The 19748-nt window shown below is 29.5% G+C and carries 13 protein-coding genes; 4 read left to right on the top strand and 9 right to left on the bottom strand.

Annotated features, from left to right (window positions below; all coding sequences use genetic code 11):
* Positions 1 to 78: 78 nt before the first annotated feature.
* From AXE85_RS04280 to glgB, 5 genes are all read right to left on the bottom strand, one after another.
* The gene (locus AXE85_RS04280; protein ID WP_062173345.1) at positions 79 to 2472 is read right to left on the bottom strand and encodes a glycogen/starch/alpha-glucan phosphorylase; all 2394 of its coding nucleotides are present in this window, start codon (positions 2470 to 2472) and stop codon (positions 79 to 81) included.
* A gap of 50 nt (positions 2473 to 2522) precedes the next feature.
* On the bottom strand, positions 2523 to 3941 hold the full coding sequence (gene glgA / locus AXE85_RS04275) for a glycogen synthase GlgA (protein WP_062173343.1): 1419 nt from the start codon (positions 3939 to 3941) through the stop codon (positions 2523 to 2525).
* Positions 3942 to 4080: 139 nt separating this feature from the next.
* Positions 4081 to 5196, bottom strand: a complete 1116-nt coding sequence (gene glgD / locus AXE85_RS04270; protein WP_062173341.1) for a glucose-1-phosphate adenylyltransferase subunit GlgD — start codon at positions 5194 to 5196, stop codon at positions 4081 to 4083.
* A gap of 1 nt (position 5197) precedes the next feature.
* Positions 5198 to 6370, bottom strand: a complete 1173-nt coding sequence (locus tag AXE85_RS04265) for a glucose-1-phosphate adenylyltransferase (protein ID WP_062173339.1) — start codon at positions 6368 to 6370, stop codon at positions 5198 to 5200.
* A 23-nt stretch (positions 6371 to 6393) separates the two neighbouring features.
* Positions 6394 to 8247, bottom strand: coding sequence for a 1,4-alpha-glucan branching protein GlgB (gene glgB / locus AXE85_RS04260; RefSeq protein WP_062173337.1), 1854 nt, complete (start codon positions 8245 to 8247; stop codon positions 6394 to 6396).
* A gap of 315 nt (positions 8248 to 8562) precedes the next feature.
* Here glgB and AXE85_RS04255 point away from each other — a divergent pair, with 315 nt between their 5' ends.
* Positions 8563 to 10413, top strand: a complete 1851-nt coding sequence (locus tag AXE85_RS04255) for a glycoside hydrolase family 13 protein (protein WP_062173335.1) — start codon at positions 8563 to 8565, stop codon at positions 10411 to 10413.
* Between the two features lie 190 nt (positions 10414 to 10603).
* On the opposite strand, the gene AXE85_RS04250 is transcribed toward AXE85_RS04255, so the two are convergent.
* On the bottom strand, positions 10604 to 10969 hold the full coding sequence (locus AXE85_RS04250) for a hypothetical protein (RefSeq protein ID WP_062173333.1): 366 nt from the start codon (positions 10967 to 10969) through the stop codon (positions 10604 to 10606).
* Between the two features lie 240 nt (positions 10970 to 11209).
* Here AXE85_RS04250 and uvrB point away from each other — a divergent pair, with 240 nt between their 5' ends.
* From uvrB to AXE85_RS04235, 3 genes are all read left to right on the top strand, one after another.
* A complete protein-coding gene (gene uvrB / locus AXE85_RS04245; protein WP_062173331.1) occupies positions 11210 to 13207 on the top strand; it encodes an excinuclease ABC subunit UvrB in 1998 nt (665 codons plus the stop codon).
* Between the two features lie 126 nt (positions 13208 to 13333).
* The gene (locus AXE85_RS04240) at positions 13334 to 14401 is read left to right on the top strand and encodes a D-alanine--D-alanine ligase (RefSeq protein WP_062173329.1); all 1068 of its coding nucleotides are present in this window, start codon (positions 13334 to 13336) and stop codon (positions 14399 to 14401) included.
* Between the two features lie 13 nt (positions 14402 to 14414).
* Entirely contained in the window at positions 14415 to 15776 is a 1362-nt protein-coding gene (locus AXE85_RS04235; RefSeq protein WP_062173328.1) for a UDP-N-acetylmuramoyl-tripeptide--D-alanyl-D-alanine ligase, read from the top strand.
* A 97-nt stretch (positions 15777 to 15873) separates the two neighbouring features.
* Here AXE85_RS04235 and AXE85_RS04230 read toward each other — a convergent pair whose 3' ends face one another.
* Genes AXE85_RS04230 through AXE85_RS04220 form a run of 3 tightly spaced genes read right to left on the bottom strand, consistent with a single transcriptional unit; the run spans position 15874 to position 19247 of the window.
* Positions 15874 to 17259: an ABC transporter permease gene (locus tag AXE85_RS04230; RefSeq protein ID WP_062173326.1), complete on the bottom strand. Its 1386-nt coding sequence runs from the start codon at positions 17257 to 17259 to the stop codon at positions 15874 to 15876.
* Between the two features lie 43 nt (positions 17260 to 17302).
* On the bottom strand, positions 17303 to 17941 hold the full coding sequence (locus AXE85_RS04225) for an ABC transporter ATP-binding protein (RefSeq protein ID WP_062173324.1): 639 nt from the start codon (positions 17939 to 17941) through the stop codon (positions 17303 to 17305).
* Positions 17942 to 17954: 13 nt separating this feature from the next.
* A complete protein-coding gene (locus AXE85_RS04220) occupies positions 17955 to 19247 on the bottom strand; it encodes an ABC transporter permease (RefSeq protein WP_062173322.1) in 1293 nt (430 codons plus the stop codon).
* Positions 19248 to 19748 lie beyond the last annotated feature (501 nt).

The raw sequence follows: 19748 nt of genomic DNA, 5'->3' as shown, positions 1-19748 counted from the left end.
AATACTAAGCAGTTATCTGTGACCGCTTAGTATTTTATCCTTATTTTTTCTCATATCTTGTATTCTACATAAAGCTTGTTATTTTACTTTTTTTATATTCCAAATATTTTTTGCGTATTCTTCAACCGCTCTATCAGCTGAAAAAATACCGGCATTGGCTGTATTAATTAAACTCATACGTCCCCATTTTTCTTTATCTTGATAAATTTTAGAAACTTTTTCTTGCATTTCTACATAACTGTCAAAATCTGCTAAACACATAAAATTATCTTGTGTTAAGAGATAATCTACGATAAAGCTAAAATTCATTCCACCAACTGTCATCGTACGAATAAAATCTAACGTTTCTTTAATACGTGGAGAACTGCTGTAGTATTCCCACGACTTATACCCACGTAGATTTAAGTCATTAACTTGTGATGTTTCTAAACCAAAGATAAAAATATTATCATGACCAACAGCCTCACAAATTTCGACATTTGCTCCATCTAATGTTCCAAGAGTTATCGCTCCATTTAACATAAGTTTCATATTTCCCGTTCCACTCGCTTCTTTTCCGGCTTGAGAAATTTGTTCGCTTATGTCAGCGGCAGGAATAATTTTTTCTGCTAATATAACTTTATAATCCGGCAAAAATACTACTTTAATATACTCCCTGACTAATTCATCAGATTCAATCATTTGAGAAATCGAATGAATAAATTTAATTATATTTTTTGCCATTTGGTATCCTGATGATGCTTTCGCCGCAAAAATAAATGTCCTTGGTACAGGTCTTAAACCGTTATATTTAATTTCTTTGTATAAATAAACAATATGTAACGCATTTAATAGCTGACGTTTATATTCGTGCAAACGTTTTACCTGAACATCAAAAATAGAATTTGGATTGACTGTTATGCCGGTTGTATTTTGAATGTATTCAGCAAGTTGTTCTTTTTTAATTTTTTTAATTTTCATTAATTGTTCAATAACTTTTTTATCGTTTACATAGTTATTTAATTTGTTAATTTTTGATAAATCTTTAATAAAATCATTACCAATAAGTTTTTCCAAATAGATTGCTAATTCAGGATTTGCTTGACCCAGCCATCTTCTATGAGCAATACCGTTCGTTACATTTCCAAATTTAGTTGGATATAATTCATTAAATGCCTTAAATGTCGACTCTACCAATATATCACTATGTAATTTAGATACCCCATTCACATTATGACTACCAACTATAGATAGGTTCGCCATTCTTATTTGATTATCATAAATAATAGCCGTTTGAGCTAGAGTATATCCTTTACCTTGTTCCAATACCCAAGCACAAAAACGCTTATTAATTTCTTCAATAATTGAGTAAATACGCGGTAATAATGGCTTGAACAAATCTACCGACCATTTTTCTAAGGCTTCTGACATAATAGTATGATTAGTATAAGCAAATGTTTTTGTTGTAATTTCCCACGCTTTTTCCCACGAATATCCGTATTCATCTAATAAAAGACGCATTAACTCCGGTACTCCCATTGCAGGATGGGTATCATTAATATGTAGCGCTACGTGCTCAGATAAATTTTCTAAAGTACCAAATTCATTATAATGATTCTTTATCAATTGCTGAAGTGATGCACTGATAAAAAAGTATTGTTGCTTAATACGCAATTCTTTACCCTCATTTGTACTATCGGCAGGATATAATAATTTAGAAATTGAAGAAGCGATTGCTTCTGCTTCTGATGATTTGGAGTATTCACCTTTTTCAAACAATTTCATATTAAACCCGGTTTTTGCTTTTGCTTCCCATAGTCTTAAAGTATTAACGCTATCTGTTTTGTAACCGGATATTAATAAATCATATGGTTCGGCTTGGATTGCCGTGTAATTCTTGTGTTCAACGGTAAAACCTTTTTCGGTTAATTTTTCCTCAACATATCCATAAAAACGTACTTCAACTTCTTCGTCATTACGATATACTAGACCGTATTTTCCAAGATCCAACCAATAATCCGGAAATTCTTCTTGCCATCCATTATTAATAACTTGTTTAAAAATACCATATTCATATAAAATAGAAAATCCCGTTACCGGATAATCATTACTTGTCAAAGCATCTAAATAACATGAAGCAAGTCTACCAAGTCCGCCGTTACCTAATCCCGGATCCGGTTCAATATTATAAATTTCATCTAATGAAAAATTATTATTCGCTAAATATTCTTTAACCTCTTGTTCTAATCCTAAATTAAATAAATTATTACGTAACGTACGTCCTACTAAAAACTCCATTGACATATAGTATGCACGTTTTTGTTTAGTTTTCTTTAATTCTTGTTCATATGCAAATTTTTTCTCCGATAATTCTTCCCGTACCGTACTCATAACAGCCTCATATATTTGACGTTTACTTGCTGCATCAATTGTTATTCCAAATTGTCTTTTTAAATATTTTTCTATTTTTATTTCAAATTTTTTTGCCCTCATCTATCTCTCCTAAATTATATTTTTCTATACTTATTACATTTTAAATATTATTAAACTATCAACTTATACATATTTATATATTTTACTGCTGATTTTTTCCAACTAACATCTTGTTGCATGGCGTTTTTTATTATTTTATTCCAGTTATAACGTTCTTGATAATAGCAATACGTTGCTCTATAAATCGCATCCAACATATCATAAGCATCAAATGTTTCAAAAGTAAATCCTGTGCCTTGAGATCCGTTAAACGGTTCAACAGTATCTTTCAATCCTCCTACACGATGAACGATCGGAACAGTACCGTAACGCATTGAAATCATTTGTGACAATCCACATGGTTCTGTTTTTGACGGCATAAGAAACATGTCGCATGCTCCATATATCTTTGCCGACATTTCGCCGGAAAACATGATTAAACTGCGCACTTTATCATGACGTCTAAACTCTAAAGAACGTAACGCATCCTCATAATGACTATCACCTATACCGAGAATAATTAGCTGCGCTCCGCATTTTAAAATTTCATCAGCTACATGCAATAATAAGTCAATTCCCTTTTGATGTGTAAGGCGGGTTACCATACCTATCATCGGTATATTTTCATTTATCTCCAACGCCATTTCTTCTTGTAATTTTAATTTATTTTGTACTTTATTTTTAATAGTTTCCAAATCGTAATTCTTATAAAGTTGTTTATCTGTTTTTGGATTAAATTTGTCTATATCTAAACCATTAACAATACCATGTAGTTTCCCTTGTTCAACCCTTAATATACTGTCTAAACCATAAGAAAAATACGGTTCTAAAATTTCATGAGAATATGTTTCACTCACCGTATTAATACAATCCGCCAATTGAATAGCACCTTTTAATAAATTCAAATTACCGTTATTAATTAATGCATCAAAATATTTATTATCTAAACCGAATAAATCTCCCATATCATATGGATTGAATATTCCTTGGAATTCTATGTTATGAATTGAAATGACACTTTTTATTTTATTATAAAAATTTTCACCACGTGATTTCAAATCATCTAAATATATAACTGATAGTGCTGTATGCCAATCGTTAGCATTAAGAACATCCGGTTTATATTCTATATGAGGTAATATTTCCAATGCCGCTTTTGAGAAAAATGCAAAACGCTCTCCATCATCATCTTGTCCATAAATACTCGAACGATTAAAATATTGTTCATTATCAATAAAATAAAATTTTACACCATCAATTTCCGTTTCAAAAATACCGCAGTATGCTTTTCTCCAACCTAAATTAATAAAAATATGTTTTTTATATTGTAAATTAAATTTTTCTCTATCAATTGAAGTATATAACGGTAAAATTACTCTTGCTTCAACATCTTCATCTTGCAATGCTTTTGGTAACGAACCTATTACATCACCTAGTCCGCCAACTTTAACAAAAGGTGCAGCCTCTGCTGCCACAAATAACACTTTCATTATAACATCTCCTTAGTTGTTATTAATCAATACAAAAAGTTTAAAACATCACCATATAGTCTTATTAACTTCATTATACTTCATTTTCTCCCCAAAATCGAAAACCTCATATAACCCGGCGATGCTCTAACCTCGTATATTATACTCTTTTTCCTTTTTCAATAATTATAGGATTGTTTTCTGCACCTTTTAGTTTCATATCTTCTGATATTTCAACTAATTTATCTGAAATAATATAATCAACATATGCATTACGATTAATTATTCCATTTTGCATAATAATTGAATTTTTTACTATTGCTCCTTCTTCCACTACCACGTCTCTAAATAAAATACTATTCTCAACAGTTCCTTTGATTACACAACCATCTCCCAACAATGAATTACTTACTACAGAATGTTCTCCGTAACGTGTAGGTACACTATCTTGAACCCGCGTTAGTATATCCGTCCCTGATAAAAATACTTCATTTAATTTATCACGATTTAATAAATCTCTGTTAAATTCAAAATATGATTTCACCGTATTAATAGTCATACTATACCCTGTTATTTCGTAGGCATAAACATTTAACTGGTGGAAGTTTTTAGCTACATAATCTAACAGTATATCTTCCCAACCTAGTGTTAATCCCTTTTTTACAACCTCTTTAAATAACTCTTTAGTCATATTATAAATTTTAACTTGCGTTGCACATACTTCATTCGAACCGTTAAAATGATATAAGCTGTCATACACGCGATTATTTTCATCAAAAATAATTTGTGATTCACCAATATTAGGTTGTCTATAAGTATACGCAAGTGTTATATCTGCATTAGTAGCTAAATGATATTTTAACATTTCTTTAAAGTCAATATTACCAATAATATTAGAATCCACTAGAATACAATATTCTTCCAATAAACTATCTGCATATACCACTGTATTACTCAATGCTTCTATTTTATTGCGTGCCACACGTGTTGATAAATGATTTGATAAAGGGGTAATGAACTTAAGTCCACGATTTTTACGATTTAAATCCCAATCTTTCCCCCAACCTACATGATCCATTAATGATTTATAGTTTTGATTACTGACGATTGCTATATTCGGCACTTCCGCCTTAACCAATGACGACAACATAAAATCCACCATTCTATATCTCGATGCAACCGGTAACGACGCAAGTGTTCTATCTCTTACCAATCCTTGCAAATCATTGCTTTTTTTATAACTATCTGCGAACAATATACAAAAGGCATTTACCATATCAAATTTCCCCCGCCTTTCTATTTTCATATACAATTTCATCTTTACCTATAATGGTAATCATCTCATGACCTAAAACAATATCTCTATGCCCTACTTCTACATATGCTTTAATAACAGCACCTTCTGCTGCAATAGAATTATAAACTTTTGCTCCCTGTTCAATATGTGCATTTTCCATAATAATACTGCCAACTACTTCTGCTCCTTCTTCTATTGTAACACCTGAAGAAATAATTGAACTGTTAACATTTCCCAAAACAGATGTTCCATCAGAAATCATAGACTCTTTTACCCGTGCCGTGTTACCGATATACTGTGGCATAACCCCTGCGTGACGATAGTAAATACGCCAAAGTTTATCATCAATATTAAAGTTTTCTTTGTTTTTAATTAAGTCCATGTTAGCTTCCCACAAACTTTCAATAGTTCCTACATCTTTCCAATATCCTGCAAATGGGAATGCATATATTTTCTTTCCTTCGTTAAGCATCATTGGTATAATATTTTTCCCAAAATCTTTTTCACTATATTTATTTTCTTCATCACGAATTAAATATTCACGCAATTCTTTCCAACTGAAAATATAAATCCCCATAGATGCCTTTGTTGAAATCGGATGCTCCGGTTTTTCCAAAAATTCTGTTACACGTAATTCTTCATCCGTATTTAAAATACCGAAACGATTCGCCTCTTCTATTGACACATTAATATGCGCAATAGTTAAGTCCGCATCCTTTTGTTTGTGAAAATCAAGCATTTCTTTATAATTCATTTTATAAATATGATCTCCCGACAAGATAAGTACATAATCCGGATTATACTGTTCAATATAATTTATATTTTGATAAATTGCATTTGCAGTTCCTTTATACCATTCTCCCGTTTTACCTGCTGTATATGGCGGTAAAATTGATAAACCGCCATCCATTCTATCTAAATCCCATGGTTGACCATTCCCCATATATGAATTTAACTCCAGTGGCATAAATTGAGTTAACACACCTACTGTCGAAATACCGGAGTTTGCACAATTAGATAATGGAAAATCTATAATTCGATACTTTCCACCAAACGGTACCGCCGGTTTTGCCATATCTTTTGTTAATACTTGTAATCTTGTTCCCTGTCCGCCTGCTAATAACATCGCCACTATTTCTTTTTTTCGCACCATTGTATAATCTCCCATCTATAAGTTTAGTATTTTTTCTCTATATATAATGTTGCATAAGGTGGAATATTTATACTTAAAGTATATTTAAAATTATTTTTTTCTTTTTTAACTGTTTTTAAATTTCTATTTTGTAATCCGCTTCCGTCATATTTTTTTGCATCTGAATTAAGTACCACTTTATAACTTCCCCAAGCATCTACACCAACTTCATAACCTTTTAAAGTTTGACCTGAAAAATTGGATACCACCAACACTTCTTTATCATTATTATCTTTACGTAAAAATGCAAAAACTTCATTTTGTTTATCATCAACAATATGCCACTTAAAACCGCTCCAATCACCATCGTTTTGCCAAAAAGCCGACGTTTGTCTATAGTATTTATTTAACTCTTTTACATAGCGATGTGTAGCTACATGTTTTGGATATAACATAAGCAACCAATCAAGTTCTCTCACTTCATCCCATTCAATAAATTGAGCAATATCAATTCCCATAAATGTCAATTTTTTGCCGGGATGAGCAAACATATAACCTAAAAATGCTCTAAAATTATTAAATTTATCATCATAAGCTACAGGGCTTTTATCTAATAAGGATTTTTTACCATGTACCACCTCATCGTGCGAGATTGGTAGTATAAAATTCTCCGAAAAAGCATAGTACATTGAAAATGTAAATTTATCATGTGAACCGTTTCTAAAAAAGGGATCAATTTCAAGATAATTAAGGCTATCATTCATCCAACCCATATTCCATTTAAAATTAAAACCAAGTCCACCGTGTTCTACCGGTACTGTAATTTTTGGATAACTCGTTGATTCTTCGGCAATCATCATGACGGTTGGATAATATTCTCTTACGTGATTATTCAAAGTCTTTAAAAAATCTATAGCTTCTAAATTTTCAAAGCCTCCATAAATATTTCGAGCAGATTCGTCATCATCACGACAGTAATTTAAAAAAATCATCGAACTAACCGCATCTACCCTAAGTCCGTCTATATGAAATTTATCCAACCAGTAAACAGCGCTTGATATTAAAAAAGATTTAACTTCATTTTTACCATAGTCAAAAACCCTTGTACCCCAACCAGCATGTTCCATTTTTCTAACGTCTGAATATTCATAACATTGCGTACCGTCAAATTCGTATAACCCATGTTCATCTTTTGTAAAATGTCCGGGAACCCAATCCAAAATAACGCCTATGTTATTTTGATGACACTTATCAACAAAATACATAAAATCTTCCGGTATTCCATACCTTGACGTAGGAGCAAAATATCCTGTTACCTGATACCCCCAAGATTTATCGTAAGGATATTCAGTTATTGGCATTAATTCTATATGGGTATAATTCATTTCTTTTACATAGGAAACTAATTCTTCTGCTAAAGCCTGATAACTTAATTCATTTCCAAGTTCATCATGTTTCCATGAACCAAGATGAACTTCGTATATATTCATCGGTTCCGTATAAGGTATCGTTCTTTTTTTCATCCATTTTTCATCATGCCATTGATAAGAAAAATCTTTATAAACCTTTGATGCGGTTTCGGGTCTTGTTTCTGAGTGTCTTGCATAAGGATCTGCTTTCCATAACTCTTTTCCACTCGAGGTTACTATAAAATATTTATAGCTATCATATTGCTTTATATTCGGTAATTTGATTTCATAAATACCCTTATTGCTAATTCGTTTCATCTCATGAATTTTCGGTTTCCAACCACAAAATTCTCCCGTAACATAAACTTTTTTAGCGTTTGGTGCCCATACTCTAAATGTGCATCCATCTTCACTCAGAAAGGAACCTAAAAAATCGTATGAATGATAATTTGTTCCCTCATGAAATAAATATTCCGCCACATTATCCACTATATTACCTCCTATTCCTAATTATAATATTTTCAGGAAACGTTTTCTTCATTTGCTAAAAAAATATAAAACCTATACTTCAAGAATAAAACTTATTTTTTAGCATTAATTATAAAAAAATTTCACTTTTATTTTACATTTTCATTATAGCATAAATCTTATTTTTATCAAAAGAATTTAATGATTTTTTTTATTTTTTATATTTTATTAATTTCAAATATAAAAAATTTTTTAGTAGTTTTTCTATATTTACTTTACTTGTTTTTTGTAATACAATAGATATGATTTTAATACATTTATAAATGGAGAATAAAAATGATTATTTACAATCCTATTCAAAATAAATTTCCTAAGGGAGCCGTTACTAATGATGAAAATATTAAATTTGAAATTTTAATAAAAGATAATTTTTTCTTTCATGATTTGAAAATTATCATAAAAAATGATTTTACAGGACAGATTATTTCTAAAAGTTTAACATTTAAAAACAACGAAAAAAATAATTATAACAAATATTCAGTAGAATTTGAAAAATTGGAAACTGGGTTGTATTTTTATCACTTTGAATTTCAATTTGATAATATTATCGCCTATTTAAAAAATAATCTATTAAATGCCGAATTAGTACATGATGAACATTCTTATACCGATTGGCAATTAACAGTTTATGATAAAAACTATAAAACTCCAAATTGGTATAAAGGATCGATTATGTATCAAATTTTTCCGGATAGATTTAAAAAAAGTGATAATTACGAGGCAACAATAGCAAAAAATGAAGATGACAGAATAAGACATATTGATTGGAATACTGTGCCACATTCCAATATTACTCATAAAAATTATAGTGCAAAAGATTTCTTAATGGGCAATCTGTTAGGCATTGAAGAGGAAAAAAATTATTTTAAACAGTTGAATATAGAAAGCATTTATCTAAATCCTATTATGGAAAGTTCTGAAAATCATCGTTATTCAACGGCAGACTATTTTAAAATTGATCCGTATTTCGGTACTAATGAGCAGTTTAAACAATTTTGTACTAATTTTAAAAATGATAATATACGCATTATCTTAGATGGTGTTTTTAGCCATACCGGTTCAGATAGTATTTACTTCAATCGCTATAATCATTATGACAGTATTGGAGCATTTAATTCGCAAAACTCTCCTTACTATGATTGGTTTTCTTTTTCAAACTTTCCTTATGAATATAATTCTTGGTGGGGTTTTGATAATTTACCAACAGTAATAAAGGAGAATAAAAATTATAGTGATTTCATTAATAATAAAGACACAGGTGTCCTAAATTTTTGGCAAAATTTAGGAATTTCCGGGTGGCGTCTTGATGTTGCAGACGAATTTCCGGATGAATTTTTAGATAGAGTAAGAGAAACGACTAAATATTACGATGAAAATTCTCTTATTATAGGTGAAGTTTGGGAAGATGCTACAAATAAATTCTCATATAATATACGTCGTCGTTACTTTTTAGGTAAACAGTTGGACAGTGTGATGAACTATCCATGGAGAAATGCGATTATTGATTTTGTAAAAAATGGTAATGCAGAAAAATTTGCTTATGAAATATCTCTATTGGTAGAAAATTACCCAAAACCTGCTCTTGATTCCTTAATGAATTTACTATCAAGTCATGATACTGAACGTGTTTTAACTGTGTTGGCTTTTGATGAACCTGAAGATGTTCCCGTTGATGAACGTCCTACTTATAAATTAAATTATGAACAATATAATAAAGCAAAAGAACTATTAAAATTTGCCAGTTTCATTCAATTTACTCTCCCCGGTGTTCCTTGTATTTACTATGGTGATGAAATAGGTATGTATGGTTTTAGAGATCCTTATAATCGTTTAGGTTTTACTCATGACAATAAAGATGAAGATTTATTATCTCATTATAAAAAATTATCTAACTTTAGATATAACCACAAAGAAAAATTTAAATCTAATTTTGAATTGGTTTATACTGAAAATAATTGTATCGCTTATTTAAGAAATAATATACTATGTGTAATAAATTTAGATTATGAGGCTCATTTTATAAAAAAATTTAGTGGAGAAATTCTTTTTGAAAACAACAAATCATACTCCACTCCATTTGGAATAGTAATTTCACCAAGAAGTTTTACTGCTATTAAAATAGTATAAATGAGATTGCCTAAAATATTATACTTTTTATAACAAATAGGTAGTTCATTGATTTGAAAATACACTTTTAAAAATTTTTCCCAAATCTAATGAACTGTGAGGGGAACCTAATAAAATCACGGTTTTTAAGTCCCCTCATTTTTCTATTATATTATTCTTTTCAAAATAATATAATTTTTTTTCTTTCTCACTAATTTTTATATAATTTATATTTTTTATATGAACCAATTAAACAAGATATAAATAATATAATAAAAATCAGCAATGTAACAAGTACAGATACTATTGAAAAATTCAAATAAAACAAACTACTTCCGGGTGCATCAGTAGTAAAAATACTCATATAAAATCCAAATATTGCCCATGGAGATATTAAAAGAAATTCAATTATCAATAAAATAACGATAAATCTTTTCCATGGCATTGTTAATATAACATCTAAATTATTATTTTTTCTACTAAGTATCATACCGATAAATACTATCAATAGTATTATTGACAGTATAATATGCCCATTTAATAAAAATAAAGCTAAAATCTTCTCTGATAATTCCATACTACCTCCCAAATTCTTTATATAAATGTTTTACACAGTTGCTTCTCTTCTGTATTTAAAAAATATTTTAGAATTAAACTTCTTTCACTTATTTTAATTATATATTATAATTGTATAGAAAACTATATTTTTGATATAATTGTAAGGAAATTTTATATAAATAATATTTCTAATAATATTTTATAAAAAACTAATTTATCATTCTATTAAAAATAAATTAATAATAAAGGATTGAGTAATTTGGAAATAAAAAGACAACATGTTAATTTTGACCTTCAGAGTAAATATGAACCTAAAGGCGATCAGGTCAACGCAATTGCTGAATTAACAGCCGGTATTAAAAATAACGAAAAATATCAAACTTTATTAGGTGCTACCGGTACTGGAAAAACATTTACCATAGCAAATATTATTAAAAATATCGGTAAACCTACACTAGTCCTTGCACACAACAAAACCCTTGCAGGACAATTATATAATGAATTAAAAGAATTTTTCCCAAACAATCGTGTTGAATATTTTGTTTCATACTACGATTACTTTCAACCGGAAGCCTATGTACCTTCTACCGATACCTATATAGAAAAAGATTCTTCTGTTAATGATGAAATAGATATGCTTCGTCATGGCGCTACATCATCACTTTTAGAACGAGATGACGTTATTATAGTTTCAAGTGTTAGCTGTATTTATGGTTTAGGTTCTCCCGATGAATATGCATCTCTTGTTTTATCACTCCGTGTTGGTATGGAGATAAGTCGTAATAAAATTCTTGAAAAACTTATTAATATTCAATATATGCGTAATGATGTTGAATTCAGCCGTGGAACATTTCGTGTTCGTGGTGATGTTATTGAAATTTTTCCGGCATCACATGGTGAACACTCTATTCGTATTGAAATGTTTGGAGATGAAATTGATAGAATTCGTGAAATTAATTCATTAACAGGGGAAGTTCTTTATGAGTTAGAACACATTTCCATCTATCCTGCCAGTCACTTTGTAGCCGGTGAAGTAAAAACTAAAGAGGCAATTAAACGTATTCGTAAAGAGTTGGAGGAACGATTAAAAGTTCTAAACATGGAAAATAAATTGCTTGAAGTTCAACGATTAGAACAGAGAACCAACTATGACTTAGAAATGATGGAAGAAATGGGATTTTGCTCAGGTATTGAAAACTACTCATTACATTTAACTTTGCGTGAACCAGGATCTACACCCTATACTCTATTGGATTATTTCCCTAAAGATTGGCTACTGGTAGTTGATGAATCACATGTAACCCTTCCTCAAGTTCGTGGAATGTTTAATGGAGATAGAGCAAGAAAACAGGTTTTGGTTGATTATGGTTTTAGACTTCCTACTGCATTGGACAACAGACCTCTTAATTATAATGAATTTGAAAGCAAACTAAACCAAGCCATTTTTGTTTCAGCAACACCCGGAGATTATGAATTAGAACACAGCAATAAAATTGTAGAACAAATTATCAGGCCTACAGGATTATTGGACCCTATTATTGAAGTTCGTCCCGTTAGTGATCAAGTATTCAATTTGACAAAAGAAGCACAAAAAATTATAGAAAAAGGTGAGAGAATTCTCGTAACTACTCTTACTAAGAAAATGGCAGAAGCACTTACCGATTATCTTAAAGAAAATGGTCTTAAAGTAAAATATCTTCACTCAGATATAAAAACTCTGGAAAGAATAGAAATTATACGTGATCTTCGTCTTGGAAAATTTGATATTCTTGTCGGTATAAACCTGCTTCGTGAAGGTTTAGATATCCCTGAAGTTTCATTAGTTGCCATACTTGATGCTGATAAAGAAGGATTTTTACGTGGTGATAAAGCTCTTCTTCAAACAATCGGGCGTGCTGCACGTAATTCTAACGGTCGTGTAATTATGTATGCTGACAACATTACCCGTAGTATGAAAAAAGCTATTGAAGAAACAAATCGTCGACGTGAAATCCAAACCGCTTATAATGAGCAACACGGTATAGTACCACAAACAATTATTAAAGATGTAAGGGATGCAATTAGTGCTAAGAAAGAATATATTGATGAAGAAATTAAAGAACTTGAAAATAAAACCAGTATTAACGACAATAATATCAAAGAACATCTTACTGAACTGGAACAAGAAATGTTCGCTGCGGCTAAAAAATTTGACTTTGAACGTGCGGCAAAACTTAGAGATACTATCTTTGAACTAAAAGAAAAATACAAACTTTAACATTAGTAAAATGTTTTCATATAACTACTATACTCTATTAATTTATGATATAATAAAAGGAAAGTTTAAATATCCCTTTTTATTTAGACTATAAATATTGTATAAAATAATGTTAGGAGATTAAACATGAAAAAAGAAAATATCGGAATCATTTATGGCGGCAAAAGTGCTGAACACTCTGTATCACTACTAACAGCAAAATCAATTATCAATGCAATTGATAAAGAAAAATACAACATCTTTCCTATTTTTATATCATTGGACGGCGCTTGGGCTAAGGGTAAAAAAATAACAAAACAAATTGAAAATCAAAAGGAGTTAATATTCTCAAATTTTGATAATGATATTAGCGGATTATTGTTCGAAAATGGATGTAAGTTTGATATAGTTTTCCCTGTTCTTCATGGCCCTAATGGAGAAGACGGTACTATTCAAGGGCTTCTTGAAATTATGGATATCTCCTATGTTGGTAACAATGTTCTTTCATCAGCTACCGGAATGGACAAAGTTATTATGAAACAATTATTTGAAGCATATAACTTGCCTCAACTACCATATGTTCACTTTATCGAATACACATGGAAAAATGATAAGGAACAAATCGTTAAAAATATTAATTCTAACCTAAAATATCCTGTATTCGTAAAACCTGCCAACCTTGGTTCATCTGTTGGAATTAGTCGTTGTAGTAACGAACAACAATTAATCGCAGGAATTGAAGAAGCCTTAAAATTTGATAAAAAAATCGTTGTTGAACAAGGTGCTGTTGATGCCAAGGAAATTGAAGTTGCAGTTATGGGATATAATGAAATCAAAACAACAGATCCCGGAGAAATAGTCAATATCTCTACAACTGAATTCTATGATTATGAAACTAAATATACTGACGGTCAATCAAGAATGGACATCCCTGCTCCAATCAATACAGCTTTCTACCCTAAATTTAGAGAAATGGCAGCCACAGCATTTCGTGCTATTAGCGGTTCCGGCTTAGTTCGTGCCGATTTCTTCTTAACAAAAGATGATGAGATATTTATAAATGAAGTAAATACAATGCCGGGCTTCACTCCATTTTCTATGTTTCCATCGCTTTGGGCAAATATGGGAGTAAGCTATCCAGAAATAATTGAAGAATTGTTTGCTTTAGCAAAAGAACGTTATAGCGATCGTCAAAATTTATTAACTGAAGAATAAGGATATACCACTTATGAAATATAATATTACTGAACTGGTAAAAATACTAAATGCTAAAAAAGTAAACTTAATAGATGATAAATACATTACCGGTATAGCTATTGATAGCAGGAAAGTTCAACCCGGAGATTTATTTATTCCTTTTTTAGGAGAAAATGTCGACGGTCATAATTATATTGAAACCGCCTTTAAAAAGGGAGCTGTCGCTTCCCTTTCTTTAAAGGTTAATTTCGAGTTAGATAAAAACATAATCTATGTTGAAAATAGTGAAAAAGCACTACAAACACTGGCACATCACTATTTAAAATCTTTAAATGTTAAAATCGTTGCTATTACCGGAAGTAACGGAAAAACTACAACAAAAGACATTATTAGCTCCATATTATCTACTAAATATAAAGTTCATAAAACAGCTGGAAATTTTAATAATGAACTTGGAGTCCCATTAACTATTCTCTCCGCTCCGGAAGATAGTGACATACTTGTTCTTGAAATGGGCGCTGACAATTTTGGACAACTGGATTATCTTTCAAAATTAGTTGAACCGGATTTCACCGTTATTACCAATATAGGAGAAAGTCATATTGAATTTTTCAAAAATCGTGAAGGAATTGCCAAAGCAAAATTTGAAATTACTAATGGCATGAAAAAAAATGGGGTATTTGTCTATAATGGCGATGAAATACTTATTAAAAACTTAATAAATCAAAGCAATATAACATCTATCTCATGTGGTGAGTTAAAATCTAATGATATAATCTTAGAAAACTATAATATTACCCGTAAATCTATTAATTTTAAATTAAATATTTCAAATACGCCGTTTAGTACATCATTAAAAGGTAAACATAATCTTTATAATATTATGTTTGCAATAGCAATTTCTCACAAATTAGGGCTTAGTTACAGCGAAATAAAAAATGCTATAAGTAATATTAAAGAGATTACTAAAATGCGACTTGAAAGCATACCCTACAAAAAAAATTCATTAATAATTAACGATGCCTACAACGCAAGTCCAACTTCAATGAAAGCAAGTATTGATGTTTTAAACGAATTAACAGATTTTAGTTATAAAACACTGGTTTTAGGAGATATGTTTGAACTTGGAAGTAACGAAATATCATATCATAGTTCAGTTGGAGAACATATTACTGACAATACAAAAAATATAAATCTTGTAATTAGTGTTGGAATTTTATCAAAAAATATTACTGATAATATTAAAAATACTATTTCCACACTTCACTTTAATACAACAGAAGAAGTGACAAATTACTTAAAGCAGAATACTCACCCTAACGAAGTAATACTTTTTAAAGCAAGTCGTTCAATGAAACTTGAGAAAATTATTGAAGAATTAATAAAACACTAACATTTTTTGTTCTGACCCCAAAAAGTTAGATTTTTGTTCTAACTTTTTGGGGTCGGTACATTTTCGTTAGTGTTTTATTTTAATTATATATTGGAAGCTATTTATCGCCCATTAATAAATCTTTCGGATGTTTTCTAAGTAATGTTATAGAAGCAATTAATACTGAAACTATAATAATTATCAATCCGAAACCTACAACTTTAGTCATATCCTCAGGGCTAACATGAACAGATAGATTTGTTAATGTTTTATTAAAACCATCTACTTCTGCACCTCCACCTATATTTGCTCCTTTTCCTTCAAGCGATAGCTTTTTAGTAATATTTTTAGTTACTTGTGAAAGTATACTGTCCCCTACCATTTTACTAACATAATTTCCGGTAAAATATGCTGCAATAAAACTGAATACACTTATTATTATAACTTCTGTTATAAATTGTAAAAGTATTTTAGTTTTACTAATACCTAATGCCAACATAATTCCCATCTCTTTTCTTCTACCATTGATCCATAAGAATAGAACTAAAGTAAGAACTAATGCTCCGAATATAAGCGCTCCTACTAATAGATTATTTGTTGCACCATAAATAGCATTAATTGATGATTGAAGTGCAGGGAAGTTATTGCTACTTTTTATAAGAGTGTATGACTGCCAATCAATATCAGATATTCCTCTTACTCTGTTCATTACTTTGTTTATGTTTTGCCCACCGCTAACAAAGAAAGTGGCATCTTGATAAATTGCAGTATCATCTGTAAAATTATATAATTTTTTGGTAGTTTCTGTATCTGTCACAAAAATGTTTTCATATAATTCTTGCGGGTAGGTTACTGATGTTTTATTTTTACCATCAAAGATTCCAACAACTTTAACCTTGGTTGTTTCATTTGCTTTATTAACATTATCAGCATCATGAACGTTTGATTTTAATGTTATAGTATCGCCAACTTTAATATTATTTTTTTGTGCAAAATCTTTATGAACTAAAGTAACATTTTTATCAGACTCATTAATATGGCGACCTTCAACTAATTTTAATGTTTCGGCAACAAATTTATCATCTTTAGATGAATCATTAATTCCCGTTACCATAACCGCACTTCCGAAATTTTTCTTTCGTTCTTCGCTTTGATTGTCAGAACCACCGGGTACTTCTACAATTTTATGATCTACTAGATCTGCCACTATATTTGTTCTTTTTACATAACCTGTAATACCTTCAGTTCCTTTTATTTTCTCTATATCTTTCCCTTTAAGATTACCGGCACCTCTTGGTGTCCCTTGATTAACCCTACGGTTAATTTGCATAGAAAAACTGCTCGTTATATTTTTTAAAGTTTCTTTTGAAGCCGTATCTGTTGCATTCTTTACAGAAACACTACTCAATATTAGAGTTGACATACATAAAAGAATACAGAAAATAATAAGTGTTTTTATTTTTTTACGCCATACATATGCGATGGCATTTTTTATAATTGACATATTTTTTCTCCTTACGCTTAATACATATATAAAATTAAAATGTTTATTTATTAATTTCTACTAATTTTTGTTTTTTTAACTCTAAAACAATATCTGCTTTGCTTGCTAGTTGATTACTGTGAGTTACTACTATAACACATTTATTTCTCTCTTTTGCTGATTTGATTAAAATTTCGATAATATCCATAGCCGTATTTTCATCCAAGTTTCCTGTAGGTTCATCTGCTAATATAATAGGTGCTTCTGACACCAATGCCCTTGCTATTGCTACACGTTGCTGTTGACCACCTGATAATTTTAAAACATTACGATTAATTTCTTTTTCTTCAAGACCTAACTGTAATAATATATCTTTACCGGCTTCTTTATTAACTAATTTAATATTTTCAAGCGGTGTTAAATAATCAATTAAATTATAATTTTGGAAAACTAATGAAATTTGTTTACTTCTATGATGATTGTATCCACTTTCGGCAATATCCTTATCATTGAATAATATTTCTCCTTTTGTGGGAGTATCTAATCCGGCTAAAAGTGATAATAATGTTGATTTTCCTGCACCGGATTTCCCGATAATTGCATAAAATTTCCCACTTTCAAATTCATAATTAATACGATTTAATACACTTTCTCTGGAATTGTTATAATTATAACTTACATTATTAATTTTTAATATTGTCATGTTTAATATCTCCTTAACTCATATTTGATAAAATATCTTTTGGTTTTTTATGTAAAATAATATATGAAGTGCCTATTACTGATATTAGTATAATAAGAATTAGTATCCCATACGTTGAGATAATAGTTGTAAAATCTAATTTCGGTATAACACTTTCGAATATAGATGTAGATCCATCTTCAAATTGTCCGTTGTTTATAAATTCTTTAAACACATATTTTGCGACAATATTACCGCCGGTGGAAGATAAAATTATACTAAATACTGAAATTATCATTAACTCTATAATAAACTGAGCAATAATTTTAATTTTTGAAATACCTAGCGATAATAAAATTCCAATTTCATAAATTCGTTCTCTTAACCAAAACATTAATATAAGAGATAAAACAACAACACTTCCTATTATAATACCCAATGTTAATACGTCTATAATATTTTTAAAATTTATAACGGATGAAGAAACTGCTTCAAAATCTTTATTATTTTTCACAATATCAACACCATTCCAATCTATTGGAGTTTTTTTAGCGGTATCTACTGCACTATCAATTTCATTAGGATTAGATAAAAAATATACTGCCGTTGTAACTTTGTAATCATTGGCTTTATAACCCCATAATTTTTGGCTGGAATTATAATCTGTAAAAATAGTATTTTCCGTAGCGTCTGAACTCAAGCCGGTATTTTTTTCATTTTTTTGTCCTGAAAAAATTCCCGCTACTTCTAGTTCAACTTCACTACTCTCCTGTGTATTTGTTTCCTTTATAGCAACTCCACGTAATTTTATTTTATCTCCCACTTTTAAATTATTTTTTTGTGCTAATTTCTCATGTATAAGAACCTTTGAGTTGTCTTTTTCGGTAATAGGATTACCTTTTTCTAATTTAAAAACTCCACTTGTAAATTCTTTTTCTAATTTTGTATCCGTTGTCCCAAATATAGATACTAAATTACTTAGTTTAGAATTTGATTCATCTATTGTTACATTTTGTTTAACATCAACAACTTTTTTATCTGTTAGCTTTGCCAAAGTATCATATTTAAAATTGTATTTAGAAATTTTTTTATTTTCTAAAAATTTTTTAGCTGCATCTAATGTGATAGGTTGTTCAACATTTTTGCTAACTACAGTAAACCCTGTATTTGATATTTCATATATTTTTTTTTCAATTTTATTAGTAGCAAACATAATAGAAAAACTACTTAATAATGCAGTGGAAATCAATGTTAATATCAGAAATATAAGTACAGTTTTTACTTTCTTTCTACTGATATAATTCCATGCGCGTTTTGTAATTGACATATATATGTTCCTTTCTTAATAATTTTTATTTATGAAATTTTTATTTGGCTATAATTAATAAAAAATTATATACCATGACTTCAATAAATTAAGACTTAGTAAATTTAGCTATCCTCCTTAAATTAGAATTAAAAACATAGAATTATCTGACTACGTTTCCGGTGAATCGATCCTGTTTTTTATTCTAATAAAAATAACTTAATTTTACTTTAATATTTTACTTTAATTTTTTAATATAGATATTCATCATTTTTTTAACTTAAATCTAATGAACAAAGTTATATACTTAATACTACAAAAGCATAAAAAACAGTATTTTATCGACTATTTTTTTAATAATATTAAAAATATTTTTTAAAATAAATATTTTTTAAAAAATATAGTTATCTAAAAAAAAATACTATTAGAAAATTATAATAAAATATTTATGTTTTATAAAAGAATATTTTAATTATTAAATTATGAGTTGAATAGTTAATTAAGAAAATAATAATAAATATA

It is taken from the genome of Gemella sp. oral taxon 928 (assembly GCF_001553915.1).
Lineage (GTDB): Bacteria > Bacillota > Bacilli > Staphylococcales > Gemellaceae > Gemella > Gemella massiliensis.
Note: the sequence above shows the minus strand (reverse complement) of the source record. Positions and strands in the feature narration are given on the sequence as shown.